This is a genomic window from Oleidesulfovibrio alaskensis DSM 16109, from assembly GCF_000482745.1.
GTDB lineage: Bacteria > Desulfobacterota > Desulfovibrionia > Desulfovibrionales > Desulfovibrionaceae > Oleidesulfovibrio > Oleidesulfovibrio alaskensis.
The window spans coordinates 59,715-85,354 of record NZ_KI519494.1; the positions used below are offsets into that span (position 1 = coordinate 59,715).

Genomic DNA, 25,640 nt, shown 5'->3' on the forward strand with positions numbered 1-25,640 from the left:
ATTATTCTTGCGCATGGTTTGACATGACCGCGGGCAGCCGGAAACCCTGTACGTTTCCGGCTGCCCGCGGGATGAATGTCATAACTGGTCTGTGCGCCGGGAGCAGGCGTTTTTGACCGCCTGCCACTGTCGGGACGACAGCGGTGACTGCCGCGGCGGCGGTGTGCCCAGCGCGTCGTATTGTGCCTGCATGGCTTTTACCCTGTGCGGGGTGTCAGGGTGGGTGGAAAGGTACCTGTCAATCAGCTGCAGCGGGGTGTCGCCGTCTTCGGGCGGGGGAGCGGCCCGGACAAGAAAGTCCTGCAGCCGGCTGATGGGAATACCGGCGCGGTGCAGCGCGCGCACGGCACCGCTGTCCGCGGCGTCTTCGGCCTCGCGGGAGAAGCGCAGCAGCATGAGGGCCTGCGCGCTGCCGCCAATCATCCGCAGTGTATCGCTGTTGGCGGCAAACATCTTCAGCACCATGCTGAATGCGGCATTGCGCACGTAGCTGGTTGTGCCGTGGTGCTGGGTTATGTGGGTGCGTTCATGGGCCAGAATGCCCGAAAGCTCATCGGGGTGCTGCAGGTCGTTTATCAGCGCGCTGGTCACCAGTATGGTGCCGCCCGGAATGGCAAGCGCGTTGTTGAATGAGCTGTGCAGAATCCGGATTTCATAGGGCTGCGGGTCTTCCGGCGAAAGCAGTTCGCTTTGCATTGCGTCCAGTGCGGCCTGCGATTCCGCCGAGGTGCACCACTCCGGAGTGGTGTTGAGCGAGAGCAGCGGCAGCAGACTTTCCATGGCCTGTCTGCCCATGGCTTTTTCCACATCGTGCGGAATGCACGAGGCAATGAAGCGGGTGGTGACGTCGCCCATGAAAATCCCCCAGCATACCATGGCCACGACTGCCGTCAGCGCCGCCACACCGAACTTGCTGATTACGGGCAGGCGGATTCCCCTGTGCATGCGGATGTGGCGGACTATTTCGTCCGTGCGGCTTCCGGCAGGCAGGGTCAGCCGTTCATAGGTGTCGGGGGTGCGTTTCAGACGCAGCGGACGGCTGCTCCAGCCGTCCACTGCGTCTATGCGGGAAAGCGGCCAGCGGCAGGGTTCTCCTTTGTGTTCAAAGACAAGAGACCCTGCCGACATCTGCGGCGAGACTTCGGCCGTTTCGGGTGTCAGGCCGTCGTTATACAGTGCGCAGTGCTGCATGCGGGACACAGCGGTTAAAAGCCCATGTCAAAGTCAAAGGCCTGTGCAATGCCGTCGCCGGTGGCTTCATGCTGTTCCGGTCCGCGGTGCACATCGGCAAAGACAATGTCGCCTGTGGGTTCGTACAGCTGCATGAAAAAGCGCTGCAGCCCGACGATGGCCCACGGCAGGCCGATGCCCAGCGTGAACAGCGTGATGAGCATGAATTTGAGCAGGGCGACAAACAGGCGCAGCGGCGTTATGGAGCATGTCAGTCCGGCTTCGCCGAAGTGCATTCCGGTGGCTGCCCAGCGGATAAAGCGGCACTGCCACAGCAGGCTTGAGATAAAGGTAAGAAGGCCCAGCGCGCTGGCAATGATGAGAATTAGCGTCCTGAGTTCCGAGGATGAATACCCTGCTAACGAGCCCGAGGCCAGCATGACAAGAAAACCCACATAAGCGGCCATAGGCACAATTACAAGCAGCATGGGCAGAATGGCCGCCTTGACCAGAGCCATGGGCTTGCCGGTGAACGTGAACATCTTGTCGCCGTACCGGATGTTGCCCAGAATGTCGGCCGTGACCTTGGCGTATGCCCACGGAATCATGAGGCCAAGAGTGACCAGTGCGATGAACGAGCGCAGCAGCGTGCGTCCGGCGAACCGTACGGGGGAACCTTCCAGCCCGAAGGGGATGCCGTGCAGGCGGGTATGCGCCAGCCTGAAGCGCATGCTGCGGAAGATGGCGTACGGGGCAAACAGCAGTGCTATGAGAATACCGGTCAGCGTGCCGGCGGGCGGTCCGAAAAGCATGTCAGTGGCCAGAGCGATGAGAGCCAGCAGTCCCAGCAGAACAATGCCGATGAGAAAGCCTACAAACAGCTGCCCGCCTGTCCCCGTGTATTCCAGCGGTTCGCCCTGCACCTTCGTGTGCGACCAGAAATATCGTCTGATCTTGGTGGTACCCCAGAAACTGTAGATTCCCAGCGTGAGAATTGTCAGTAATCCGTTTATAATGTATAGAAAAAAGAGCGACTTTCCCGTGCCGGTAAATGCAAGGAACGGGGCTGTTGCAGCGGCATCTGAAGCCGCATGATGCATGGTTTCGCCTGCCTCGGCAGGCGCTTGTACGTTGTTTTCATGATGCATATGAGTTTCTCCGGATAGTATGATCCTGAATCTCATATAGAAAGACAGACGCGATGGGAAGCATTTTGAAGAAGCTTGCTGTTCCGCACCCTTCCGGCAGGGGGTGTTCAGCACATCGGATTGTTTTCATCCTCCATTGAGCAGATTATCTGGCGCAGCTGTGTGGCCAGTCCCGCAAGGTGCTGTACCGCCTTTGCCGCTTCTTCCATCAGCGAGACCGTGGAGGAAGAAAGGGTGGCAACCTTGTCGAGTGACGCGTTGATGGCTTCGGAAGCCTCGACCTGCTGCTCTGAAGAATGCGCGATGGCGCTGACTTCCTGTGACGAGGCGGAAATCAGCCGGACGATGGTTTCCAGCGCTTTGCCGGAGTCGGCGGCATAGCCGTTGGCGGTCTGTGTGACGGCAAGCGCGTTCTGCGCATTTGCAATGTTGCCTGTGATGCTGGTGCGGATTGCAGAGACTGAACGCTCCACCTCTTTGGTGGCGCTTTGTGTTTTTTCGGCAAGTTTGCGCACCTCGTCCGCCACCACGGCAAAACCCCGTCCGGATTCTCCGGCCCGTGCGGCTTCTATGGCGGCGTTCAGTGCCAGCAGATTTGTCTGGTCTGCAATGTCGGATATCATGTTGACAACCTGACCGATGCCGGCAGCGTGTTTGCCCAGTTCGTCCATCTCCGTTGCAAGGTTGCGGGCTATTTCATGCACTTCGTTAATGGAGCGGATGACTTCCTGTACCACGCTGTTTCCGGAATCAGCTTCTTTTCTGGCATGTTCTGTTGATTCGGCATTCTGTCCGGTCCGTCCTGCTATTTCCATCACACTGGCGTTCATTTTCTCCATGGCTGTGGAGGAAAGCTGAAGTTGCTGTGCCTGTTCATGGGCGCCCTGACTGCACCCGTCAATGTCTCTGGCCAGTTCGTCGGCCGTTTCCATAATGCCGGATACTGCCTGACTGAGCTGGCGCGTGGCATACAGCACGCCTTCGGACCGCGCCTTTTCGGCCTGAATTTTGGCTTCTGCCGCTTCTTCCGCGGCCCGCTGTGATTTTTCGGCTTCGCGGGTGGCTGCCGCGCTTTTCTGTTCCGCCGTTTCATTCGCGGCTTCCAATTCGTGCACCATGGAAAGAAGACTCTGCTTCAGCACATCAAATTCAAATGCATATGCTCCGCGGGGTGTGGCCTGCCAGTCACCGGCGGCGACCTCTTCTGCAAATTTCTTGATATTCACCAGCGGAGTGATGACCTTTATGCGCAGGACCGCGTATATGACCGTGAAAATGATAAGAAAACCGAATCCCATGGTGATGAGTATATATAACCCTGCTTCCATGGCGGCGCTGATTTTGGCCTCGACGATGTGCGCGTCCTTGGCCAGCAGATACAGGCCGGTCTGCCGTCCCTGCAGATCCAGAACTGGTTCAACCACAACGAACAGGCCGTCGGAGATGAAATATCTGTCGCGGGTGACGCGTGTAAGGTCTATGTCCTCAAGCCGCTGGACCACGGATGAAGAAAACCACTTGTTGTTTGCCAGTACATAACCGCCCAGACGTGTATTGTTTCTGAGGCTGTCCGGAGGAGAGGCCCCGTCGGCACTGACCAACTGTACAAAAAACATGCCCTCTTTTTCAAAGTCGCGGGAAATGCTGCCAACACCCTGTATGAACTGGATATAGCCCGCGATGTTGTCCGGCTGGCCGATAAACGCTGTGCCGCGCAGAAGCAGGCCGTCTTCATCCAGTACAAAAGCGGAAGCCGCCTGCCCCTGCCGGGCGGCGGCACGCAGCACTTCGCCGGCGGCTGCGGGCGCATCCCCGTGTTTATCTTTGTTCCAGCTGCGTACCAGCGTACGGCCTTCCGCATCGAAAATGTGAAGCCTGATGCCGCGGAAGTTGGAAGTTTTTTTAAATATGTCACCGATACTGCTTACATGGCGCATCAGACCTTCCCTGTCCTGTGTGCGGACAAGACGCACAAGGTCGGCCGAAGAGGCAAAGGAGATGCTGTTGGTGATGCCGATATCAATCTTTTTTTCCAGCCGCTGCTGCAGTGAATGAATCATGGTTGCGTATTCATTCTGCAGCGTTTCCTGCCGGACCTTTTTTTCCTGAAGGTGAAAGAGTATTCCGCAGGCAGCTGATATGGCGAGCGATGCGGCCAGAAGAAGGCCGATGGTGTATGTACCTAACGATTTCACGGGGCATCCTCCGCAAAAAGGGGTGAAAGGCAGGGGCGCGCCTCGGCGGAACGCTGTGTGCCGCAGTCGGGGCCGGAGCGTATAGTATTCTCTGGCGGGTGTTAGTCGCCTTTATTTTTTATGCGGCGCATGAACGTGCCCCTGTCTGTGCCGTCACGGCGCGGGCAGGGGGGATTGCCGTTCCGGCGGATGGATGCGGGGACCGGAAGTGTATTTTCCTTTATTGACAGGCTTGTTTTTATCCGGTCGGTGCGATACGACCTTTGCGCCCGAAGGAGGGATTATGAAACGTATTGTATTACTGATTTTTTTATGTCTGGCCATGGCGGGCTGCTCCACAAAAGCGCAGCTTGTTCCGCAGACGGAAAGCGGAAAAACTATCATGGCCGACAGCTTTGCCATCAGCAGCGTGGAAGACCGTTCCGGCTATGCTTTTGAAAGCGCCGAGGAGAATTTCAGTCTGGCGGAAGCCATGCGCACGGCCCTGAACAAAGCTCTGACCAAAGAGCATCTTGAGCGGGCCGACAGTGAGTATGTGCTGGTCACGACCATTGTGTCTTACAGCCCGGGCAATGCCTTTAAACGCTGGCTGCTGCCCGGAGCCGGAGCCACCGAGCTGAAAACCGAAACAGCCATCATGGACAGAGAGGGGACGGTGCTTGCCACGGTTCCTGTGGAACGTTCCATCGCGGCTGGAGGCGGATACACCATCGGCGCATGGATGTATGTTTTTGACGATGTGGCCGAAGCGACTGTTGATGTACTGAAGACAGTTGTCAGACAGGATGTAGCTGTGAAGTGATGCGCGCCTGCGCGGCTTGCCTGTACAGAGACGGAAAAACGGGGGCGGCGGTGCCGCCCCCGTGTGGTGAGCGGTGTTGCAGAGTCTGTGCAGGGTGGCAAATAAAGAAAAAAGGGAAACCGACATATGTCTGTTTCCCTTTAATCGCGAATGGTGCCGAGGGGGAGACTCGAACTCCCACGGGGGAACCCCCACTAGACCCTGAACCTAGCGTGTCTACCAATTCCACCACCTCGGCGCGGAAGAGGCATATAGACAAAAGACCGGCGCCTTGGCAAGTTTTTTCTGGTAAAAAAGTAAAAAAAGTCCGGCCGGATTCCGGCGGGGTGTCCGTATGCTTGAACGGATGCGGGTTTTGGGGTAGCTATAGCGGTCTTCGGCGGGCCGAACGGATATTTCCGGCGCCCAACCCAACCCGGAGAACGGGAACCCCATGCAGATCGCAAGACAGCTTCAGGAAATAACCCTTGATCTTTCCGGCGGGTCGTGTGTCACCATCGGCAATTTTGACGGTGTGCACAACGGCCACCGCAAGCTTATAGGCCGCATGATGGCCAAAGCCGCCAAGGCTTCGTTGCCGGGTGTGGTGGTCACGTTCTGCCCGCATCCGCTAAGGGTGCTTGTGGGCCCGCATACCCCCCCGTTCATTACTGATTATGAAAAAAAACTTGACCTGCTGGAAGCGCTGGGGGTTGATCTGACCCTTATGCTGCAGTTCACGCGGGAACTGGCGGCGCTGGAACCTGAAGAATTTGTGCGCAGTATTCTGGTGGACGGCCTGAATGTGAAGGAGCTGGTCGTAGGGTACGATTACTCCTTTGGCAAAGGGCGCAAGGGACACTTTGAGCTGCTGGTGGAACTGGGAGAAAAATACGGCTTTTCATGCGAGCGGCTGGACCCTGTCATCATCGACGGTGCCGTGGTAAGTTCCACGCGCATACGTGATATGATAAAGGCCGGTGATGTATGGGGAGTGCGGCCTCTCATGGACAGGTTCTATGTGGTGCGGGGCACTGTTGTGCACGGTAAAAAACGCGGAGGCCGGCTGCTGGGTTTTCCCACGGCCAACCTTGAGGTGAGGGACGAGCTTGTTCCGGGACCGGGCGTATACGCCGTGTGGGTTGAAGTGGACGGCAACCTGTACAAGGGTGTCACCAATATCGGGTACAATCCCACATTCGGCAACGAGACGCTGAGTGTGGAAACATATATTATGGATTTTGACCGCGACATCTACGGATGGGAGCTGCGGTTGAATTTTGTGCACAGGCTGCGGGATGAACGCAAGTTTTCGGGTCTTGACGATCTGATGACGCAGATTCGCAGCGATGTGGAACTGGGGCGGCAGATACTGGATTCTCAGGAAGCCGGACTGTAGCCTCCCTCTGCGTTGTTTCGCGCCTTTCTGTACGCCGCCCGGCACCGCCGCGCGGCGTGGCGGTGTTTGCACCGTGCAAAAGCGGGGCGGCAGGTATCTGCCGTCATAACCACGCGGCGCTGTTGCCGTAACGGAGTTTCACCTCTCATGTTTCGCCCTTTTGTCCGTTTGTGGGAAGAATACCTGCGGCTGTACCGTAATGTGACCTATGTGCGCATGCTTGTGCTGGGCGTGGTGCTGGGGGTTGTCTCGGGCATAGCGGCCACGCTGTTTTTTCTCGGCATAGAGTATTTCAAGCACCTCATTCAGGCCGTCTGGGCCGGCTACAGCCTGCCGGCACCGGCTGGCGAAGCGCTGTTTCACGGACATGCGGGCGAAACATTCCGGCCGTGGGTCATTCCTCTGGCCACCACCACCGTGGCGCTGGTCACCGGCTGGCTGGTCAGCCGCTTTCTGCCGGACAGCTTTCACGGCATGACCGACGGCACGGACTCCATGATCAGGGCTTTTCACCGGCAAAAAGGTGTTATCCGTCCTGTGGCCCCGCTCATCAAGGGCATTACCTCCATTTTCACCATTGCGTCCGGCGGCAGTGCAGGACGCGAAGGGCCCATATCGCAGATAGGGGCCGGTATCGGGTCTTTTTTTGCCGACAAAATGGGCCTGAGCACCAAAGAGCGCCGCATACTGATGCTGACAGGCGCCGCGGGCGGACTGGGTGCCGTCTTTCGTGCGCCGCTGGGCGGGGCGTTGACTGCCGTGGAAGTTATCTACAAGGAAGACTTTGAATCCGAAGCCATTCTGCCTGCGGTGACCTCATCGGTGGTATCGTATTCCATTTTTACGCTGGTGTTCGGTACCGAACCTATTTTCGGCATACCGGAGTTCAGCTTCAACAGCATGAGCGAACTGCCGTTTTACCTGATTCTTTCGCTGGTCTGCGCCGCTGCGGGCTGGCTGTATGTAAGCACGTTCCGGTTCATCAAATATTCCGTGTTTGCCCGTATGCAGCAGAAGGTGGGCATCATGTGGACCATGGCGGCCGGAGGGCTTTTGATGGGGCTTTTCGGCATGCTGTACCCCAAGGTGCTTTCGGGCGGCTACGGCTGGCTTGAACAGGCCATTCTGGGACAGATGACCGTTGCCACCATGGTGACCATCATACTGGCAAAAACGCTTGCCACATCGGTCACGCTCGGTTCGGGCATGAGCGGCGGCATGTTTGCGCCGGCTCTGTTCGTGGGAGGGATGAGCGGCGGCATTGTGGGCTTTACCGCGCATAAATATTACCCCGATATAGTAACGCAGCCGGGCGGGTATGTGCTGGTGGGCATGGCGGCCTTTTTTGCCGGTGTGGCCAACGCACCCATCGGCCCGCTGATAATGGTGTGCGAACTGACACAGGGCTACGGTCTGCTGGCGCCGCTTATGCTGGCCTCTGCCGTGTGCATTGTGCTGGGCAGGCGCAGCAACCTGTACGAAAATCAGGTGGAGAACAAATTCGAGTCACCCGCCCATATCAATGATGCCACCATCAACCTGCTGGAACAGCTGAAGGTGACTGACCACTTTGAACGCGGCAGAGTGACCATTCTGGAGGAAAGCGTCACCCTCAAAGGCCTGACGGACATTATTTCCGGCACCAATGAATTTTTCTTTCCCGTCAAAAGCGAAGAGGGAGAAATCACCGGTATCCTTTCCATAAATGACGTGCGCAGCCTGCTGTATGAAGAGAGCCTTTTTGATCTGGTGCTGGTGAAAGACCTTGCGCGCAAGCCTGCCACACTGGAGGAGGAAGATGATCTGTACACGGCGCTGCTCAAGTTTGTGGATACGGATCTCGGCCAGATTCCTGTGGTGGACGCGGACGATCATAATACCATTCTGGGACTCATCAACCGCTCGGACGTGTTCCACGCTTATACCAAGACATTGCAGAAACTGCGTGAAGACTGATGTCTTGTTCCGCGATGACAAACCCCCGATGACAAAACCCCCGTCTGCATATGCTGACGGGGGTTTTTTATGCCGGATGCTGCATGCTGAAAAACAGGCAGCGCCGCTGCGGAAAGCCGGCGGATATGTCAGCGCCGCCGCGGACCGTTGCCCGAAGACATGCCTTTAACTATCCATATGGAAACAAAGTAGGAGCCGGCAAAGAGCGCCAGCGTGAGAGCCACCTGCAGCAGAAAGTGGTCTTTGACGAACTGCTGGCCGGAAAGCAGGGTGTTGCCTGTGAATACCAGCGCCGCCCACAAAATGAGCTGGAGCAGGTGGTTTGTGTCGCGGATGACCTTGCGCCGGCTGCTCAGAAAAAAGCTGAGCACCCAGACCGCGACAAACAAAATGACAACAACCTTGAACATGATTACCCGTTCCGCACGTCGTTTTCCTGCGGTGTTTTGTCGTCCCGCTGGCTGTGTACCACTGTCAGCAGTTTGTCCAGCGCCGCCATGGGGTCGTCCTGCTGAAAAATATTGCGCCCGATGCTTACACCGGCGGCGCCGCATTCAAGCGCTTCTTCCATGTGCCTGATAAAATTTTCAAAGTCACCCATAGAAGGGCCGCCCGCCACCAGTACGGGCACGGGACAGGCATCAACGGCCCGTGAAAAACTGTCCATATGACCGGAATAGGGAACACAGACCATGTCGGGCCCCAGCTCGCCGCCCAGCCTGACACAATGGGCGATGAGCGAAGGGTCAAGCTCCTGCACTATGTTGCCGCCCCGCGCCACGATGACGGCCATCACCGGCAGGCCGTGCTGGTGCGCTTCTTCCGTGGCCATGCCCAGATCCGTAAGCATCCGGTCTTCCTGTTCGTTGCCGATATTCACCTGTACGGCCACGGCGTCGGCCCCCAGGCGCAGCGCTTCGGGAATGGAGCAGACCAGCGATTTGTTCCACGCGGGCAGCCCGTGCCGGGTTCCGGCGGAAAGCTGCACCACAAGCTGCGTGGCCGTGGGGATTTCATTTGCGTAGGCGCGTGCCGTGCCCTTGTTCAGCACCACGCCCTGCACCGGACGGTCGCCTATGTCCGCAAGCAGGCCGGGTATATTGTCCAGCCCGTGCAGCATGCCTTCACCGGCACCGTGGTCCAGCGGCAGCACCACGGCCCTGCCGCTGGGGGTCATGAAAAATCGTTCGAGTTTGCGGATGGCTCCGATCATGGTGTCTCCTGTGTATGGCATTGAACGCCGCGGGCATTGCAGCCGAGGAACGGACAGAAGGCCAGCGCTTCCGGCGTGAGATGTGTCCTGTGGCCGCTGCCTGCATACAGAACCAGCGGCGGGTGTATGGTGATGGCGGGATTAGCGTTTTTTCTGGCTTCCAGCAAGATGAGTCTGGCCGGCTGCTCCGCGCGTGAATGAACGGGCAGCAGGCTTTTGGCTTCCAGCCCTGCGGGGCGCAGCGTGCATAAAAGATCGGGCAGTCTTTCCGCCGGATAGATGCAGAAAAAGCGGCCCTTGTTGCGCAGAGCGTAAGCGGATGCGGCCACAAAGGCCGTCAGCGGACCGGCTGTTTCAAACAGGGCGCGTGTGCGTTGCTGTGTCGCCGCGTGCCTGCCCTGATGCGGCCGCCGGTACGGAGGGTTTGTCACCACCAGATCGAATGATTCCGGCGTGATGTCTGCGTGCGCGCGTACCTGCTGCGCATCGGCCTGTACCGCGCTGAACCGGTTGCCCAGTCCCAGCATGGCGGCGTTGTGCATGGCTGCATCGGCCAGCTGCGGGTCTATGTCAAATCCGGTGCCCTGCACCGTATCAAGCAGCAGGCACAGTGCCAGCCCCACCACCCCGCAGCCCGTGCCCGCATCAAGAAACCGCAGCGGTTTTGCGGGGGTGCCGTATGCGGCGGCGGTCCATGCGGCCAGCAGCAGCGCGTCCGCGGAAAAGCGGAACGAATCCGGCGGCTGCAAAAGTCCGCGCGGAAAATATTCCCGCGCCGCGTGTACATCCTGTTCTGTATTTTTTTGCGGCCTAAGGTTCTGCATGGGTATGTCCGATAGTGTGGTGTCAGTCTGCACGGTGTCAGCCTAGCCTGACGTGCCGCCGCGGACAAGTGCGGAATGCAGGACAGCTGCCGGGCGTGCACGGCGTGTCCGGTATTTGGCTCCATGCACGTTTTCTGCTAGCATCCGTCAAACCACCGGCAAACGGCCGGGGCGGCATCCGCAGGTGCCGGATGCCATGCTTTTTCACATGCTGCAAGGACAGGCTATTCATGAAGCAGTTTAGGGCCGACCTGCATATACATTCCCGTTTTTCCCGCGCCACAAGCAAAAAACTCACTGCCCGTCATCTGGCGGCATGGGCGGCCGTCAAAGGGCTGGATGTGCTGGGTACGGGAGACTTCACCCACCCCCAGTGGCGCGAGGAACTGGCCGCACAGCTGATTCCCGACGACAATACCGGCCTGTTGCGCCTGCGTGAAGCGGACGGGCTGGACGAAGAGATTTCTGTTTTTGCCGGGCGCCCGCTGGGCGGCCGTGTGCAGTTCATGCTGCAGGCCGAAATAAGCTCTATCTACAAACGGGGCGGCAAGGTGCGCAAGGTGCACAACCTTGTTTATGTGCCCACGCTGGAAGCTGCGGAGTCACTGTCGCGCAAGCTTGAGCAGGTGGGCAATCTCGCTTCCGACGGGCGGCCCATTCTGGGGCTTGATTCGCGCGACCTGCTTGAGATGGTGCTGGAAACCCACCCCAGAGCATTTCTTGTGCCCGCGCATATCTGGACTCCGTGGTTTTCCGTGTTCGGGTCAAAATCCGGCTTTGATTCCATAGAAGAATGCTACGGTGATCTGTCAGCGGAAATATTTGCGCTGGAAACAGGTCTGAGCTCCGATCCGGACATGAACTGGATGTGGAGTGCGCTGGACCGGTTCCGGCTTATCTCCAACTCGGACGCGCATTCCGGCGACAAACTGGGGCGCGAGGCCAACCTGTTCAGCGGAGACGTTTCCTACGACGGCATTTACAGGGCATTGCGCGGTGAAGGGCTGGGGCACCGGTTTCTGGGCACGCTGGAATTTTTTCCCGAAGAAGGCAAATACCACATGGACGGCCACCGCAAGTGCGGTGTCATCATGGACCCGCGTGAAACGGCGGCCAGAGACGGCATATGCCCCGTTTGCGGCAAGCCGCTCACCGTGGGGGTGCTGAGCCGTGTCATGGAGCTGGCGGACAGAGAAATGCCCGAACGACCGGCGGGACAGCCCGGTTTCATTTCGCTGGTGCCTCTGGCAGAGGTCATATCCGAAATTGTCGGCACCAGACCGGGCACCCGCAAGGTACTTGATTTTTATGCAGGCGCCGTATCGCGGTTCGGTTCGGAGCTGGGCATTCTGCAGGATGTGCCGGAAGAAGATCTGAGGACATTTTCCGCGCCGCTGGCTGAAGGCATTTCGCGCATGCGCCGCGGCGAGGTTGCGCGGCAGCCGGGTTGCGACGGCGAATACGGGGTTATCAGCGTGTTCACCCCGCGTGAGCGTGATGAGTTTAAAAACGGCCGCATGCTGATGGACCTGCCCTTGCCCGCTTGTGGCACAACGCGTACGGCGGAACCCGCCGCGGCTGCAGATGCTGTGCCGCAGGACGGCGGCGGAAACGGGCCGGAAACGCAGGCTGCGGCGTCCGGCGGAACGGCGGGTGCGGCCCTGCAGGACGCTGATGCCGGTGTGCAGGGTGTTTCCGACGAATTTATTTTTGAAGACGACGAGGCTGCGGAGCAGCCGCAGGGAGCCAACGAGGCCCAGCAGCGGGCCATGGACGCCGGACCGGAACCGGTGCTGGTGCTTGCCGGACCGGGAACGGGCAAGACCCGCACGCTGGTGGGGCGCATCCGCAGACTGGTGGATAACGGGGTTTCTCCGCGGCAGATACTGGCAGTGACATTCACACGCCGTGCCGCGACAGAGATGGACGGCAGGCTGCTGGCCGAGCTTGGGGGTAATGCGGCGCTGCCCCGTACCGACACCCTGCATGCGCTGGCCTTTGAATACTGGCACAAAGCCTATGACGATGCGCCGGTGCTGCTTTCGGAAGACGGCGCGCGGCGTGTGTTTGCCGAGGCCAATTCCGGCGAGACCGCGCAGCGGATACGGGAAGCGTGGGAACGCATAGCCGTGTGCCGCGAACGCATGTCCGTGTGCCATACGGATGATGCCCCGTTTCTGCACAGGTATGTGAAGCTCAAGGAATCGTGGAATCTTGCCGATTATACCGACCTGCTGGAATTCTGGCTGGAGCAGGTGAACAACGGTATTTACGCCTGTCCGTATGTGCATGTGCTGGTGGATGAAATTCAGGATCTTTCACCTCTGCAGCTTACACTGGTGCGTTCTCTGCTGCCTGAAAACGGTGCGGGGTTCTTCGGCATAGGCGACCCTGATCAGTCCATCTACGGTTTCCGGGGGGCGCACGGCGATGTGCGTGCGTTTTTCGGTGCGGCGTGGCCGGATATGCAGGTGATCAAACTGACCCGTAACTACAGATCTTCTCAGGCCATACTTGATTTTTCGGCTGCTCTGCTGCCGCAGGACCCGCCGCTGGTTGCCATGCGTGCGCTGCCGGGCGAGATACGGCTTTTTGAAGCGCCCACGGCAGAAGGTGAAGCTTCCTGGATTGCCGGGCAGGTACGTTCGCTTATCGGCGCCACAAGCCATTCTCTGGCCGACAGCGGGGCCACCCGCCTGAAAAGCGGCGGGCATGACGACGATGTGAGCGGTATGGCCGGTGCTCTCGCCCCCGGCGACATTGCGGTACTGGTACGCTTCAAGGCGGTTATTCCTGTTATCCAGCGCACGCTTGTCCGGCTGGGCATACCCTGCTCCGTGCCCGAGGCCGAAGCTTTCTGGGTGGAACCGCGCATACAGATGATTCTGGCCGCGGCGGGCCGTGTGCTGGGCATTGCCTACCGGTCGGAGGAAGAAACCATTTCGTGCCCCGACAAGGTGCTGGCCAAAGGACCTCTCGGGGTTTCGGCGTATCTGCAGGACATGCCGCCTTTTGATAATCTGTTCTGGCAGTCTCCGGAGTTCAGGCGTCTGGTGAAAGCTTATGACGAGTACGGGGGCTGGGCGGGTCTGCTTAACTGGGTGCACCTGCAGACAGAGCTTGAACTGGTGCGCAGCCGCAGCGAAAAAGTACAGATAATGTCGCTGCATGCGTCAAAAGGTCTTGAATTTAAAGCGGTATTTCTGCCTGCGCTGGAAGACGGCATACTGCCTTTTGCCAGCGCGGGCGTGTTGACGGGCAGCGTGGACAAGGCCCGCATGCGCACGGATACGGAGGAGGAACGCAGACTGTTGTATGTGGGGATGACCCGTGCGGAACAGGCGCTGTTTCTCAGCCGCGCGGCGCGGCGGATGCTCTACGGCAAGGAACTGCGGCTCAGGGAATCACGGTTTCTTCAGGGGCTGCCGCTGGGCGACCTGCGCCGTTCGACGCTGGTGGCGCACCAGAAGCGCAAGGAAAAACAGCTGACATTGATGTGACGGCGGCAGGGGGCGTGCGTACGCCCGCCTGCATACGGCGCTGCCGGCGGTGCGGGCTGCCGTCTGCAGTTGCGGCTAAAGCCTGTACAGATAACGCTCGTACAGTGCCGAAAACCGTGCGGCCGCACCCGCACTTATGCCGCAGTCGCGCAGTCTGCAGTATATGTGCAGCGGGTTGAGACGGTGTTGCAGGTAGCTTTTTATTTTCCGCATGGGAGCAGTCTTCCGTTGGGGGTGCTCATTCCGGATGCCGTCCGTGGACACAGGCTGCCGGTAATTTTTTTTGTGCAAGCGCCGTGCCTGTGCCGTACGGGGTGCACAACACCGGCTGGTTGCCGCTGCAGCCCGCCGTTACAGCTGTCTTGCCGTGCTCGTTTCGCGCGCCGTGCGGCGGTTTTCCGGCACGGGGCCTCGGGTGGCACGGACTGTGCTTTGTACAGGGCGGCTGCACTTCTTTCCGGTTTCCATATAGAACGTATCGGCGCAAGGCAAGCCCGGCACTAGGTCCGGGCACGTTTTTTATGGCGTGCCCGTTACCGTGTCCGGCCCTCTTCGGGACAGGGATGCTCCGGCGTGCATGATATGTCTGTTATCCTGACAGCCTGCGGCGCGGTTTGTGCTGTGTCCGGCCATGATGTATACTGAATAACCCGCGTAAGATTGCGGAACGGTGTGTATGAAGGAACAGCAAGGAACAGGGCGGTTGCCGCACGGCAGAATTCTGGCGGCACCCTCGTGGGTCATTCCCGCGGGGGTGGCGGAAAACTGCCGCTTTCTTGCCGGCAGGGTGGATGAAGTCGGGCTGCTGTTTCTGGAAAGTGAAGCCTGTCTTGCCTATTCGCGCCATGATCTGCCTGTGGATTTGGCCGACCTGCCCTTGAGCTGGCATGTGCATCTGCCTGTGGATTTGCCGTGGGGCGCAGCCCGCGCCCGTCCGGATACCGCACACCGCGACGGCAGCCGCTGTGCTGATATCTGCCTGCGGCTTATGGATAAAGTTGATTATCTGGGGGCGGTACGCGGGGTTGTGCATCCGCCGGCATATTGTCATGCCGCATACGCGGCGCAGGCGCTGGAAGCCTTTACCGCTGCCTGGACTGCCGCCGGTCTGCGGCCCGAAGACATTCTTCTGGAAAACATACAGGGCCAGCCGCTGACGGAACTGGCGGAAACTGTCCGGTCTCTGGGACTGTCGGTTTGTCTGGACACGGGCCATATGCTGTCCTACGGTCAGCATGGGATTCTGCGGGATGCGCGCCTGACAGGGCGCATACGCATGCTGCACCTGAATGCGGAACGCGCGGGCCGGCATGTGCCGCTGACTGTGCTGCATGACGAAGCGCTGCGCGTCTGCGCATCTGCCGTGCAGGCCGCCCCGTGTGACTCTGTGGTCATGATGGAACTGTTCGACTGGAAAGAAATAGAAGAATCACTGCCTGTGGCGGTCATGTGGCTTCGGGGGAGCGGCTGATGATACGGTTGATACTGGGGGGGGACAAATCGGGCAAGTCGGCCTTTGCGCTTTCTGCGCTGCAGGAAGGGGCAGGGCCGCATCTGCTGCTTGCCACCGGGCAGGCTGCCGATTTTTCCTTCAGGCGTCAGATTCTGGAACACAGAACTGCCCGCGCCCCTCATATTCCCGTTCGGGAAACCGGCACGGATCTGGTGTCCGCCCTGCTGCGGGGCAGAGACGGTTTCGGCTCGGTGCTGGTGGACAGTCTCGATTTCTGGCTTTTTGCCTGCCGCGAGGCAGGCATGCAGCAATACAGCGGAGACTTGGCGGAGTGTCTGCGGCTGGTCGGGCGTGATACAGAGATCACGCTTGTTTCCTGCGAGGCGGGGCTGGGCCCCGTACCTGCTGACCGCGCGACACGCATGTTCATCAGAGAACTGGGAGCCCTCAACCAGACCGTGGCGGCGCTGGCCGACGAGGTATGCTTTATGGTTGCCGGTATTCCCATGTATCTTAAGAGGCGCTAGATGTCTTATTTTCGCAAGCTTGAACCGGGGCTTTCACAACTTCTCGAACTTTTTTCGCGCGATGAGCGCTGGCTGATTGTCATCAACGCCGATCCCGACGCCATGGCATCGGCCATGGCCCTGCGCCGCATCATGATTCACAGGGTGTCCGACGTGGGCATAGCCCATGTGAACACCATATCACGGCCCGACAATCTGGCCATGGTGCGCTATCTGCACATTCCCATGGTCAAGTTCACCCCCACCGTGGCGGCGCAGTATGACCGGTTCGCCATGGTCGATTCTCAGCCCCATCATCATCCGGGGTTTTCCGGTGTGCATTATTCCGTGGTGTTCGACCACCATCCCCTGAGCGAAGAGGAACCCGTCATTGCCGACTTCAAGGACCTGAAGCCGGAATACGGCACCTGTTCGGCACTGATGACCGAGTATCTGTACAATCTCAAGATACGTCCCGGAAAACTGCTTGCCACCGCGCTGCTTTTCGGCATCAAGACGGATACAAACAGCTTCGAACGCGAATCCTGCGACATCGATATCCGCGCATTCCGGTATCTTTCCAAGTTTGCCAACCATCAGCTGCTCTCGCGCATCGCCCGCAGCGAATTCCGGCTGGAGTGGCTGGATTATTTTTCACGCGCGTTCACCAGCCTGCACACTGTGCGTTCCGGGCGATACGTGTATGTGGGCGAGGTGGACAACCCCGATGTGCTTGTGGTTATTGCCGACTTTTTTACGCGGGTGCACGAAATCCGCTGGGCCGTGGTGGCCGGGGTGTACAAGGATACGCTGGTCATTATTTTCCGCGGCGACGGTGTGGTGCGCAATCTGGGCAATTTTGCCAAGCTGCAGTTCGGCGATATCGGCTCTGCGGGGGGGCACAAGACCATGGCCCGCGCCGAGGTGCCTTTGCAGCGTCTGGAGGGCAAAGATGTGGAAATGTTCGTTTTCAAGCGTCTGGTAAGCCCCCCGAAGCGCGTCCGCCCCAGAGAGGAAGAGCGTCAGGCTGATGCCGCAGGCAACGACAGGAAAAAAGAATGATACCCCGCCGCCCGCTTGCGGGCTGTGCAGGTGATGTTGTTTATATGGGAAAAGGCAGCCGGAGGCTGCCTTTTCCTGCAGGGATTGCGGATGGAGTCCGCCGGAACCGTTCATGAGCCGGCAGTTGTTCCTGTAGTCGGCGGCCTTGCGGCCGCGGGGTATGTTCAGGGGGCTTCGCCGGTCCGTACCCGTACTGTTCTGGCCACGTCCTGCACAAAGATTATGCCGTCTCCCTCACGTCCGGTGTGGGCACCTGTCTGCAGCGCCGCCAGAGCGTCTTCCGCTTTGTCCGCGGGTACCCCCACCTCTATGCGGACCTTTTTCAGCAGATTCACTTCCGTCACAATGCCGCGATAGGTTTCGGTAAAGCCTTTCTGCTGTCCGCTGCCCAATGCGTTGGTCACGGACATGGCGTATATGCCTCTGGCATAAAGAGCCTTTTTCACCGTCGAGAGCTTTTCAGGGCGTATATAGGCGATAAGCAATTTCATGATGGTTCTCCTTTGGCCTGCTATTCCACGGTGAAAATCTGAAATCCGTTGTACGATTCGGAACCGTGTTCCGTGATATCCAGACCTTTGAGCTCTTCTTCGGGAGAGACACGCAGGCCCGCCACTGCGGCCACAATGCGGAACACCACCAGCCCCATGCCGAAGGCCCAGGCGAATACCACCGCCACACCGAGAGCCTGTACCATGAGCAGAGAAGCATCGCCGCCGTATACAAGGCCTGTGGATCCGCCGTAAGAGGGATGCGCCAGCAGCCCCACCATCAGCGTACCTATGGCGCCGCACACGCCGTGCACGGAAACCGCGCCCACGGGGTCGTCGATCTTCAGAATCTTGTCCAGAAACTCAATGGAGAGCACGACCACAAAGCCGCAGATGATCCCCACGATGATGGCGCCGGAAGGGGAAAGCTCGTAACAGCCTGCCGTGATGCCCACCAGACCTGCCAGAGCGCCGTTCATGGTTATGGATGCATCGGGTTTGCCGAACCGTATCCATGCGGTGAGCATGGCGGTAACGGTACCGGCACAGGCTGCCAGACTGGTGTTCACGGCGATATAGCCTATGGTGCCGTCTGCGGTGGTGGTGGAGCCGGGGTTGAACCCGAACCAGCCGAACCACAGTATGAACACACCCAGAGCCGCCAGCGGAATGTTGTGGCCCGGTATGGCCCGCACGGAGCCGTCGGGTCCGTATTTGCCCGCACGGGGACCCACCACGATGGCCCCGGCAAGGGCAACCCAGCCGCCCACGGAATGGACAACCGTCGATCCTGCGAAGTCGGCAAAGCCCAGCCCTTCAAGCCATCCGGCGTTTCCGGCCAGTCCGCCCCATGCCCAGTGGCCCGATACGGGGTAGATGATGCCTGTCACCAGTACGGAGACAATGATGTAGCTGGCAAATCTGGTGCGTTCGGCAATGCCGCCGGATACGATGGTGGCCGCCGTGGCCGCGAACACCGACTGGAAGAACCAGAAGGTCAGATCCCACATGCCGCCTTCTGTGGCGGGGTCCACATGGGCAAGGGCAAATCCCGATGTGCCGATGAAGCCGCCTGCGTCGGCGCCGAACATGAAGGCATAGCCGACCAGAAAGAACACCAGTGAACCCGCCGCAAAGTCCACAAAGTTTTTCATGAGGATGTTGCCCGCGTTTTTGGCACGGGTGAATCCGCATTCCACCATGGCAAATCCGGCCTGCATGAGCATGACCAGAATGGCGGCGATGAGCGTCCAGAGGATGTTGCCATGCTGCTGGCTGAGCATTGCCGGAGCATCTTCCGCCAGTGCGGGTGAAGCGTGGAGCAGAGTTGCCACAACCAGCCAGAGAGCCGCCGTGCGGGCAAAACGTTTTGCCGGATGGCGGGGTGACGATACGGGTGCGTGCATGGAATAATCCTCCTTTTGGGCAGGGCCCGTTCTAATGGCGATGTTCCGGTAAGAGCAAAAGGAGGGCCAAATATGATAACGTGCTGTTATTATATGTTTTCTGTTTTTAAGTGGGATTCAGGCGCTTTGTTATAGTGCTAGTAATTCACATATATGTTAAAAATAAGCTTGTGTAATTTACAAAAAAGTAAATTTACGTCAAAAAAGAACGGAAATAAAATATCAGAAAAAACAAAAAAGCCGATTGACAATTCCGGTAACAGCTGAGTAGGTAGACACATGCATCGGAATTCCGGTTGCACAAAATACTGTTGAGGACGTAGCTGACACAATGAAGACCCAGACTTCCGCCATATCTTACGTGTACTTTTGGTACTACTTTTTTGGCTATGGAAGCGTCCGTGGTCTCTTTGTCGCTGCGTAGCAGCCGGAATACCAGAAGGTAGACTGAATCAAGGGCCGCGGGCGAAAAGCCGGCGGCCCTTTTCTTTTGGCCGCAGGTGTCCGGGGCCGAAAACGGGAAAAGGAGCTTCGCATGCTGCTCGGTAAAAGTGTCCGTATGGAACGCATCATCAACAGAAACACGGGAAGAGCCATCATCGTGCCCATGGATCATGGTGTCAGCGTGGGGCCCATTTACGGGTTGGTGGACCTGCCCGGTACTGTGAACAAAGTGGCCGAAGGCGGTGCGGATGCCGTTCTTATGCATAAGGGGCTACCGCGCTGCACTCATCGGGGGTATGGTAAGGACGTCGGGCTTATCGTGCATCTTTCGGCCAGCACGTCGGTTGCCACCCTGCCCAACGCCAAATCGCTGGTGGCCACGGTGGAAGACGCCCTGCGGCTGGGTGCCGACGGCGTGTCGGTACACGTTAATCTGGGTGATGAGACAGAGCGTCACATGCTGGAAGACCTCGGCCGCGTGACCTCGCGCGCCATGGAATGGGGTATGCCGGTGCTGGCGATGGTGTACGCCCGCGGGCCGAAAATCGACAACGAGTTCGCCCCCGGTATTGTCGCCCATTGCGCCAGAGTAGGTATGGAGCTGGGTGCTGATCTTGTCAAAGTTAATTATACCGGCGATATGGACTCTTTTGCAGACGTGTGCGAAGCGTGCTGCGTGCCGGTGCTCATAGCCGGCGGGCCCAAGCTTGATTCCACAAGAGAGCTTGTTCAGGTGGTGCACGATTCGGTGCGCGCCGGTGGTGCCGGTCTTTCCATGGGACGCAACGTGTTTCAGCATGCCCGTCCCGACATGCTTATGAAGGCCCTGCACGGTGTGGTGCACGAAGACTGGGACGTGGAACAGGCCATGGACGTGCTGGAAGGCGCGGAATAACTTTTACGTTCGCAAGCGAGGAAGCGAAATGCATATCGGCAAACGTATTCGTATAGAGCGGCTGTTCAACAGAACGACAGGCCGCACCATTATTGTTCCTCTGGACCACGGTGTCAGCGTGGGGCCCATCGACGGGCTGGTGGACATGCGCGACACGGTGAATCAGGTGGCGGAAGGCGGCGCGGACGCCGTGCTGATGCACAAGGGTCTGGTGCGCTGCGGCCACCGCGAAGGCGGTCGCGACGTGGGTCTTATCGTGCATCTTTCCGGTTCCACGGGGCTTTCGCCCATCCCCAATTCCAAAATTCTGTGTGCCACGGTGGAAGATGCCATCAAACACGGCGCCGACGGCATCTCGGTACATGTCAATCTGGGCGATCCTAATGAGCGCGAAATGCTGGGCGACCTTGGCAGGGTGTCTGCCGTGGCGGCGGAATGGGGCATGCCCCTGCTGGCCATGATGTATGCCCGCGGGCCGGAAGTGAAAGACCCGTATGACGGCATGGTGGTTGCTCACTGCGCACGTGTGGCGGTCGAGCTGGGCGCGGACGTGGTCAAGGTGCCCTATACCGGTGATATGGATTCCTTTTCCCGCGTGGTGGAAGCCTGCTGCGTACCCGTGGTCATCGCGGGCGGTCCCAAGCTTGATTCCACGCGTTCGCTGCTGCAGATAGTTCATGACTCCGTGCGTGCGGGCGGTGCCGGTCTTTCCATCGGCCGCAACATTTTTCAGCATGAACGCCCCAGAGCGCTGGTAAAGGCGCTGCGTGGTCTTGTGCACGAAGACTGGGACGTGGAACAGGCACTTGAAACTGTGGGCGGGTGCGCCCCCGAGGGTGAATAACATGAAAAAAGTGCTTTTCCGTTGCGTTCCTTACGATAAAGACGCAGTGACGCTCGCGCTGGAATCGGGGGTGGACGGTCTGGTGGTTCCTGCCGGTCATGTGCAGGAGGTGGCTTCACTGGCACGCTGCACCGTGGTGGCCGACGAGGATATGCCCTGCATACTGCTGCAGGAAAAGGCGGATGAGGAAAACGTGGCCCGCATGCTGCAGCAGGGGCGCAGTGTAATACTGGCCCGCGGCTGGGAAATCATTCCCGTGGAAAACCTGCTGGCGGTTTCGGATAACGTGGTTGCCGAAGTGGCCTCGCTGGAGGAGGCAAGACTTGCGGCGGGCATACTGGAACGCGGTGTCTCCGCCGTGGCCGTGTCTGCCCGGGGTGTGGAGGAACTGAAGGACATCGTGAAGGAACTCAAGCTTTCTCAGGGGACGCTGGAACTTGTGCCCGCCACGGTCACTGCCGTCTCTGCCGCGGGACTGGGGCATCGCGTGTGCGTGGACACCATGTCGCTTATGCGCACAGGACAGGGCATGCTGGTGGGTAACTCCAGCGCGTTCACCTTTCTGGTAAACGCCGAAACCGAGCACAACGAGTATGTGGCGGCGCGTCCTTTCAGGGTTAATGCCGGAGCAGTGCATGCCTACGCCGTCATGCCGGGTGACAGGACAACGTATCTTGAGGAACTGTCCGCCGGAACAGAGGTGCTGGTGGTTGACCATACAGGTGCCACGGGCATTGCCACGGTGGGCAGGGTAAAGGTGGAAGTGCGCCCCATGCTGTTGGTGCGCGCGCGGGTGCAGGGACCGGACGGGCAGTGCACCGAAGGCGCTGTTTTTCTGCAGAACGCCGAGACCATACGGCTGGTACGCACCGACGGTACTCCCGTAAGCGTTGTGGCACTGAAAGAGGGTGATGAAATTCTGGTGCGTACCGATGCTGCGGGCCGGCATTTCGGCATGCGAATTTCCGAAGAGATAAGGGAAGAGTAGCCATGGCAGACGCAGACCGGATTCAGGAACGGATGGGCAGCGTACGTGAAGATATAGACGCCGTGGACAGAGAGCTGCTGGCCCTTTTGAACAGGCGGGCGGAACTCAGTCTGGAAGTGGGCCGCATAAAACGCGACGACCCCGGCGTCATATTCAAACCGTTCCGCGAGCGTGATGTGCTGGAAAAACTGCGCAGCCTCAGCGCAGGCCCGCTGCCGGAAGAACACCTGCGGTCCATATACCGCGAGATACTGTCGTCTTCACGCAGTCTGCAGCGTCCTCAGCGTGTGGCCTATCTGGGGCCGGAAGGCACGTTTTCATATTTTGCGGGCATTCAGTTTCTGGGGCATTCCGTAGAGTTTCTGCCCCAGAAGGATCTGCATGGTGTCATCCGCTCCGTGCACGCCCGCGAATGCGAACTGGGCGTCCTGCCGCTTGAAAATTCGCTGCACGGCACCGTGGGGCAGAGTCTTGATCTGTTTCTGCGTTACGAGGTGTTCATCAACGCCGAACTGTTCTGTCGTATCAGCCATTCATTGCTGACGGCGGAAAAACGGCTTTCCGACATCACCACCGTGTATTCGCACCCGCAGCCGCTGGCACAGTGCGGCGAATGGCTGCGGCTTAATCTGCCCGGTGCGCGTATTATTCCCACCGAATCAACGGCAGCTGCGGCTCGGCGTATCAAAGGCGAAAAGGGCGCTGCGGCCATCGGTCACGGCAACCTTGCCGAACGTCTGGGACTGAGAGTGCTTGCTTCTGCCATTGAAGACCAGCCCGATAACTGGACCCGGTTTGTTGTGGTGGGGCCGGTGCCGGCCGACAGGGAAGGCAGGGACAAAACATCCATGCTGTTCACCCTGCCTGACAAATCCGGTTCGCTGGCGCAGGTGCTCAATATCCTCGCGCGGGAGGATATCAATATGAAAAAGCTGGAATCCCGCCCGTTGCGCGGCGAAAAATGGCAGTATGTGTTTTTTGTGGATGTGGAATGCGACCTGAACCATGAAGATTACCGGCAGCTTGTGGACGAGTTGAAGCATGTCTGCCACAGCCTGCGGATTCTGGGCAGCTATCCTGCCGGAATGTATTTTGATGTGGCCCGCACGGCCGATGGTTCGGAACGGCTGGTGACCGAATAGTTTTTTTAGCGCACGACGCCCGCAGGGGCGCACAAGCATACGACGGATGAACGCATGAACAGCAAGACCGTAACGGCTCCGGCCTCCAAATCCGTGTCCCACCGCATGGTCATAGGTGCCGCGCTGGCCGCCGGCACTTCCACGCTGACCAACGTGCTGGAAAGTGATGATCTGACGCGCACCGTGGAGATAATGAAAACCTGCGGCGCAGACATTGTGCGGCAGGGTGCAGGCCGGTATTCGGTGCGTGGTGTGGCCGGTACGCCGCGCGGCGGCAGTACCGAACCCGCTTCGTGCTATGTGCACGAATCCGGCACCACCTGCAGGCTGCTGACCGCGGTTGTGGCGTGCGGGCTGGGCACGTTCCGCATTCACGGGGTGCCCCGCATGCATGAACGTCCCATAGGCGAACTGGTCACCGCTTTGCGCATGGCCGGGGCTGATGTGCGCTATGAACAGCATGAGGGGTTTCCGCCGCTCATTGTCGAGGCGCTGGGACTTTCGGGCGGCATGGTGACCATCGGGCTGGACGAATCCAGCCAGTACCTGTCGGGGCTTCTGCTGGCCGCGCCGCAGGCGCGTTCCATGACAATCACCGTGGGCGGAGCCAAAGTGGTCTCGTGGCCCTATGTGGGGCTGACGCTGCAGGCCATGGAGGATTTCGGACTGCGTTTCAGCGTGGAGACAAAGGACGACGAAGGCTGGCACAAGACAGACTGGCGGACAGTGAAGGATATCGTGCCCGGCAGGGTGCGGTTTGTGGTACCCCCCGGCATGTACAGAGCCGGTGATTATACCGTGGAAGGCGACTGGTCCAGTTCGTCGTATTTTCTTGCCGCGGGAGCGGCGGGGCAGGTTCCCGTCACCGTGCGGGGGTTGCGCCGCGATTCTCTGCAGGGTGACCGCGCCATGCTGGATATTCTCCGGCGCATGGGGGCCGGTGTGGCATGGGACGGCGACGCCGTCACCGTGAGCCCGGCTCCGCTCAAAGGGATAGCGGTGGACATGGGCCACTGTCCTGACCTTGTTCCCACCGTGGCCGCAGTGGCTGCTTTTGCCTCGGGTGACACCACCATCAGCAATGTGGGGCACCTGCGCATCAAAGAATGCGACCGTCTTGCCTCGCCTGCCGCGGAACTTGCCCGCGCGGGTGTGCAGTGCGAGGTGCGCGACGACGGTCTGGTGGTGCACGGCGCAGGCAGAGAAAATATCCGGATAGCACCCGGCACCGTGTTCAGCACCTACGCGGACCACCGTATGGCCATGAGCATGGCTGTGCTGGAAATGGCCGGACAGCCCGTCACCGTGGATGATCCTGCCTGTGTGGGCAAATCATTTCCCGCATTCTGGGAACAGTGGAAAAAGGTTTCGCCATGCGTATAGACAATGTTGCCGTGGTGGGCGCGGACGGCCGCATGGGGCAGCTGTTCTGCGCGCGGGCCCGTGCGGCCGGCATGGGGGTGGTCGCTCTGGACAGGCCTCTGGAGCCGGAAGCCGTGCGGCAGGCTGTGCACGGGGTCCAGATGGTGTTGCTGTGTGTTCCGGCAGCAGCACTTGACAAAGTAGCTGGACTCATGTCAGGTATTCTTTCAGGTAATCAGATTCTGGCAGACATAACTTCGGTAAAGGTTCTTCCCATGCAGCAGATGCGCAGACAGTACAGCGGCCCCGTGGTGGGTACGCATCCTCTTTTCGGGCCGGCGCCCGCGCAGGGCGAAACCCGCGTGGCCGTTGTTCCCGACAGCGGCCATGCTGCCGGTGAAGCGGCCTGCGCCGCGGTGGAGGATTTTTTTGTGCGTCTGGGGTGCGAGCCTTTCCGTACCACGGCGCAGGAACACGACCGTGCGGCCGCGTGCATCCAGAATCTCAACTTCATCACGTCCGTGGCATATTTTGCCACACTGGCGCATGACGACGCCATTACGCCTTTTCTTACTCCTTCGTTCCGCCGCAGGCTGGACGCCGCACGTAAAATGCTGACCGAAGACGCCGAACTTTTCGAAGGGCTTTTCGAGGCCAACCCCTACAGTCAGGACGCCGTGCGTGCGTTCCGTGCCATTCTGAATCATGCCTGCGCAGGTGACGTGAATCTGCTCGTCGACCGTGCCGGCTGGTGGTGGCGCTCCTCGGATAACAGGGGAGGTGCGCCCTCGTAGCGCATGGCAGCACGATATGTGCAACAGTTTGGTTGATACCAAGGCCGCATCCTCCCCGGATGCGGCC

The 25,640-nt window shown here is 59.2% G+C and carries 22 protein-coding genes and 1 tRNA gene; 13 read left to right on the plus strand and 10 right to left on the minus strand.

Going from position 1 to position 25,640, the window contains the following annotated elements; genetic code table 11:
• Window positions 1–78: 78 nt before the first annotated feature.
• From H586_RS0112175 to H586_RS20205, 3 genes are all read right to left on the minus strand, one after another.
• The gene (locus H586_RS0112175; protein WP_027182170.1) at window positions 79–1,191 is read right to left on the minus strand and encodes a M48 family metallopeptidase; all 1,113 of its coding nucleotides are present in this window, start codon (window positions 1,189–1,191) and stop codon (window positions 79–81) included.
• 14 nt (window positions 1,192–1,205) lie between these two features.
• On the minus strand, window positions 1,206–2,318 hold the full coding sequence (locus H586_RS0112180) for a YjgN family protein (protein ID WP_027182171.1): 1,113 nt from the start codon (window positions 2,316–2,318) through the stop codon (window positions 1,206–1,208).
• A 107-nt stretch (window positions 2,319–2,425) separates the two neighbouring features.
• Window positions 2,426–4,513: a methyl-accepting chemotaxis protein gene (locus H586_RS20205; protein WP_051364012.1), complete on the minus strand. Its 2,088-nt coding sequence runs from the start codon at window positions 4,511–4,513 to the stop codon at window positions 2,426–2,428.
• A gap of 283 nt (window positions 4,514–4,796) precedes the next feature.
• Here H586_RS20205 and H586_RS0112190 point away from each other — a divergent pair, with 283 nt between their 5' ends.
• Complete coding sequence (locus tag H586_RS0112190) at window positions 4,797–5,315, plus strand: DUF4410 domain-containing protein (RefSeq protein WP_027182172.1); 519 nt, start codon at window positions 4,797–4,799, stop codon at window positions 5,313–5,315.
• 151 nt (window positions 5,316–5,466) lie between these two features.
• Here the strand turns inward: H586_RS0112190 and H586_RS0112195 are convergent.
• Window positions 5,467–5,553 (minus strand) — tRNA-Leu (locus tag H586_RS0112195).
• A 195-nt stretch (window positions 5,554–5,748) separates the two neighbouring features.
• Here H586_RS0112195 and H586_RS0112200 point away from each other — a divergent pair.
• Both H586_RS0112200 and H586_RS0112205 read left to right on the plus strand, forming a co-directional pair.
• The gene (locus H586_RS0112200; RefSeq protein ID WP_011369198.1) at window positions 5,749–6,693 is read left to right on the plus strand and encodes a bifunctional riboflavin kinase/FAD synthetase; all 945 of its coding nucleotides are present in this window, start codon (window positions 5,749–5,751) and stop codon (window positions 6,691–6,693) included.
• Window positions 6,694–6,840: 147 nt separating this feature from the next.
• Entirely contained in the window at window positions 6,841–8,649 is a 1,809-nt protein-coding gene (locus H586_RS0112205) for a chloride channel protein (RefSeq protein WP_027182173.1), read from the plus strand.
• A gap of 128 nt (window positions 8,650–8,777) precedes the next feature.
• Here H586_RS0112205 and H586_RS0112210 read toward each other — a convergent pair whose 3' ends face one another.
• Genes H586_RS0112210 through H586_RS0112220 form a run of 3 tightly spaced genes read right to left on the minus strand, consistent with a single transcriptional unit; the run spans window position 8,778 to window position 10,686 of the window.
• Window positions 8,778–9,059 carry a hypothetical protein gene (locus H586_RS0112210; RefSeq protein WP_011369196.1) on the minus strand — a complete coding sequence of 94 codons (282 nt, stop codon included), beginning with the start codon at window positions 9,057–9,059 and terminating at the stop codon, window positions 8,778–8,780.
• A 2-nt stretch (window positions 9,060–9,061) separates the two neighbouring features.
• The gene (locus H586_RS0112215) at window positions 9,062–9,862 is read right to left on the minus strand and encodes a 2-amino-3,7-dideoxy-D-threo-hept-6-ulosonate synthase (RefSeq protein ID WP_027182174.1); all 801 of its coding nucleotides are present in this window, start codon (window positions 9,860–9,862) and stop codon (window positions 9,062–9,064) included.
• Complete coding sequence (locus H586_RS0112220) at window positions 9,859–10,686, minus strand: tRNA1(Val) (adenine(37)-N6)-methyltransferase (protein WP_027182175.1); 828 nt, start codon at window positions 10,684–10,686, stop codon at window positions 9,859–9,861. Before H586_RS0112220 ends, H586_RS0112215 begins: the two co-directional genes overlap by 4 nt.
• A 230-nt stretch (window positions 10,687–10,916) precedes the next feature.
• On the opposite strand from H586_RS0112220, the gene H586_RS0112225 reads away from it, so the two are divergent.
• The gene (locus H586_RS0112225) at window positions 10,917–14,186 is read left to right on the plus strand and encodes a UvrD-helicase domain-containing protein (protein WP_027182176.1); all 3,270 of its coding nucleotides are present in this window, start codon (window positions 10,917–10,919) and stop codon (window positions 14,184–14,186) included.
• A gap of 75 nt (window positions 14,187–14,261) precedes the next feature.
• Here H586_RS0112225 and H586_RS20900 read toward each other — a convergent pair whose 3' ends face one another.
• Window positions 14,262–14,399, minus strand: coding sequence for a hypothetical protein (locus H586_RS20900; RefSeq protein ID WP_169727961.1), 138 nt, complete (start codon window positions 14,397–14,399; stop codon window positions 14,262–14,264).
• A 463-nt stretch (window positions 14,400–14,862) separates the two neighbouring features.
• Between H586_RS20900 and cbiR the strand changes: the two genes are divergently transcribed.
• From cbiR to H586_RS0112245, 3 genes are read left to right on the plus strand one after another with little or no spacing between them, the layout of a single operon-like run.
• Entirely contained in the window at window positions 14,863–15,657 is a 795-nt protein-coding gene (cbiR, locus tag H586_RS0112235) for a cobamide remodeling phosphodiesterase CbiR (RefSeq protein ID WP_051364013.1), read from the plus strand.
• Window positions 15,657–16,166: a bifunctional adenosylcobinamide kinase/adenosylcobinamide-phosphate guanylyltransferase gene (locus H586_RS0112240; protein WP_011369191.1), complete on the plus strand. Its 510-nt coding sequence runs from the start codon at window positions 15,657–15,659 to the stop codon at window positions 16,164–16,166. The genes cbiR and H586_RS0112240 overlap by 1 nt, the downstream gene beginning before the upstream one ends.
• Window positions 16,167–17,207, plus strand: a complete 1,041-nt coding sequence (locus H586_RS0112245; RefSeq protein ID WP_011369190.1) for a DHH family phosphoesterase — start codon at window positions 16,167–16,169, stop codon at window positions 17,205–17,207.
• A gap of 164 nt (window positions 17,208–17,371) precedes the next feature.
• Here H586_RS0112245 and H586_RS0112255 read toward each other — a convergent pair whose 3' ends face one another.
• Window positions 17,372–17,698 carry a P-II family nitrogen regulator gene (locus tag H586_RS0112255; RefSeq protein ID WP_011369189.1) on the minus strand — a complete coding sequence of 109 codons (327 nt, stop codon included), beginning with the start codon at window positions 17,696–17,698 and terminating at the stop codon, window positions 17,372–17,374.
• A gap of 20 nt (window positions 17,699–17,718) precedes the next feature.
• Window positions 17,719–19,104 carry an ammonium transporter gene (locus tag H586_RS0112260; RefSeq protein WP_011369188.1) on the minus strand — a complete coding sequence of 462 codons (1,386 nt, stop codon included), beginning with the start codon at window positions 19,102–19,104 and terminating at the stop codon, window positions 17,719–17,721.
• 535 nt (window positions 19,105–19,639) lie between these two features.
• Here H586_RS0112260 and H586_RS0112265 point away from each other — a divergent pair.
• Genes H586_RS0112265 through H586_RS0112290 form a run of 6 tightly spaced genes read left to right on the plus strand, consistent with a single transcriptional unit; the run spans window position 19,640 to window position 25,573 of the window.
• On the plus strand, window positions 19,640–20,443 hold the full coding sequence (locus H586_RS0112265; protein ID WP_011369187.1) for a 2-amino-3,7-dideoxy-D-threo-hept-6-ulosonate synthase: 804 nt from the start codon (window positions 19,640–19,642) through the stop codon (window positions 20,441–20,443).
• A gap of 28 nt (window positions 20,444–20,471) precedes the next feature.
• Window positions 20,472–21,287: a 2-amino-3,7-dideoxy-D-threo-hept-6-ulosonate synthase gene (locus H586_RS0112270; RefSeq protein ID WP_011369186.1), complete on the plus strand. Its 816-nt coding sequence runs from the start codon at window positions 20,472–20,474 to the stop codon at window positions 21,285–21,287.
• Window position 21,288: 1 nt separating this feature from the next.
• On the plus strand, window positions 21,289–22,275 hold the full coding sequence (locus tag H586_RS0112275) for a 3-dehydroquinate synthase II family protein (protein WP_011369185.1): 987 nt from the start codon (window positions 21,289–21,291) through the stop codon (window positions 22,273–22,275).
• Between the two features lie 2 nt (window positions 22,276–22,277).
• A complete protein-coding gene (gene pheA, locus H586_RS0112280; RefSeq protein WP_027182178.1) occupies window positions 22,278–23,417 on the plus strand; it encodes a prephenate dehydratase in 1,140 nt (379 codons plus the stop codon).
• 54 nt (window positions 23,418–23,471) lie between these two features.
• The gene (gene aroA / locus H586_RS0112285) at window positions 23,472–24,800 is read left to right on the plus strand and encodes a 3-phosphoshikimate 1-carboxyvinyltransferase (RefSeq protein ID WP_027182179.1); all 1,329 of its coding nucleotides are present in this window, start codon (window positions 23,472–23,474) and stop codon (window positions 24,798–24,800) included.
• Window positions 24,791–25,573, plus strand: coding sequence for a prephenate dehydrogenase/arogenate dehydrogenase family protein (locus tag H586_RS0112290; RefSeq protein ID WP_027182180.1), 783 nt, complete (start codon window positions 24,791–24,793; stop codon window positions 25,571–25,573). The genes aroA and H586_RS0112290 overlap by 10 nt, the downstream gene beginning before the upstream one ends.
• Window positions 25,574–25,640 lie beyond the last annotated feature (67 nt).

What these genes read in the sequence shown, in the direction of transcription:
- H586_RS0112260 (WP_011369188.1), bottom strand. Translation starts at nt 19,104, where the DNA reads ATGCACGCACCCGTATCGTCACCCCGCCATCCGGCAAAACGTTTTGCC.
- H586_RS0112175 (WP_027182170.1), bottom strand. Translation starts at nt 1,191, where the DNA reads ATGCAGCACTGCGCACTGTATAACGACGGCCTGACACCCGAAACGGCC.
- H586_RS0112220 (WP_027182175.1), bottom strand. Translation starts at nt 10,686, where the DNA reads ATGCAGAACCTTAGGCCGCAAAAAAATACAGAACAGGATGTACACGCG.
- H586_RS0112290 (WP_027182180.1), top strand. Translation starts at nt 24,791, where the DNA reads ATGCGTATAGACAATGTTGCCGTGGTGGGCGCGGACGGCCGCATGGGG.
- H586_RS20900 (WP_169727961.1), bottom strand. Translation starts at nt 14,399, where the DNA reads ATGCGGAAAATAAAAAGCTACCTGCAACACCGTCTCAACCCGCTGCAC.
- H586_RS0112215 (WP_027182174.1), bottom strand. Translation starts at nt 9,862, where the DNA reads ATGATCGGAGCCATCCGCAAACTCGAACGATTTTTCATGACCCCCAGC.
- H586_RS0112255 (WP_011369189.1), bottom strand. Translation starts at nt 17,698, where the DNA reads ATGAAATTGCTTATCGCCTATATACGCCCTGAAAAGCTCTCGACGGTG.
- pheA (WP_027182178.1), top strand. Translation starts at nt 22,278, where the DNA reads ATGGCAGACGCAGACCGGATTCAGGAACGGATGGGCAGCGTACGTGAA.
- H586_RS0112265 (WP_011369187.1), top strand. Translation starts at nt 19,640, where the DNA reads ATGCTGCTCGGTAAAAGTGTCCGTATGGAACGCATCATCAACAGAAAC.
- H586_RS0112275 (WP_011369185.1), top strand. Translation starts at nt 21,289, where the DNA reads ATGAAAAAAGTGCTTTTCCGTTGCGTTCCTTACGATAAAGACGCAGTG.
- cbiR (WP_051364013.1), top strand. Translation starts at nt 14,863, where the DNA reads ATGAAGGAACAGCAAGGAACAGGGCGGTTGCCGCACGGCAGAATTCTG.
- H586_RS0112180 (WP_027182171.1), bottom strand. Translation starts at nt 2,318, where the DNA reads ATGCATCATGAAAACAACGTACAAGCGCCTGCCGAGGCAGGCGAAACC.
- H586_RS0112245 (WP_011369190.1), top strand. Translation starts at nt 16,167, where the DNA reads ATGTCTTATTTTCGCAAGCTTGAACCGGGGCTTTCACAACTTCTCGAA.
- H586_RS0112210 (WP_011369196.1), bottom strand. Translation starts at nt 9,059, where the DNA reads ATGTTCAAGGTTGTTGTCATTTTGTTTGTCGCGGTCTGGGTGCTCAGC.
- H586_RS0112205 (WP_027182173.1), top strand. Translation starts at nt 6,841, where the DNA reads ATGTTTCGCCCTTTTGTCCGTTTGTGGGAAGAATACCTGCGGCTGTAC.
- aroA (WP_027182179.1), top strand. Translation starts at nt 23,472, where the DNA reads ATGAACAGCAAGACCGTAACGGCTCCGGCCTCCAAATCCGTGTCCCAC.
- H586_RS0112270 (WP_011369186.1), top strand. Translation starts at nt 20,472, where the DNA reads ATGCATATCGGCAAACGTATTCGTATAGAGCGGCTGTTCAACAGAACG.
- H586_RS0112190 (WP_027182172.1), top strand. Translation starts at nt 4,797, where the DNA reads ATGAAACGTATTGTATTACTGATTTTTTTATGTCTGGCCATGGCGGGC.
- H586_RS0112200 (WP_011369198.1), top strand. Translation starts at nt 5,749, where the DNA reads ATGCAGATCGCAAGACAGCTTCAGGAAATAACCCTTGATCTTTCCGGC.
- H586_RS0112240 (WP_011369191.1), top strand. Translation starts at nt 15,657, where the DNA reads ATGATACGGTTGATACTGGGGGGGGACAAATCGGGCAAGTCGGCCTTT.
- H586_RS0112225 (WP_027182176.1), top strand. Translation starts at nt 10,917, where the DNA reads ATGAAGCAGTTTAGGGCCGACCTGCATATACATTCCCGTTTTTCCCGC.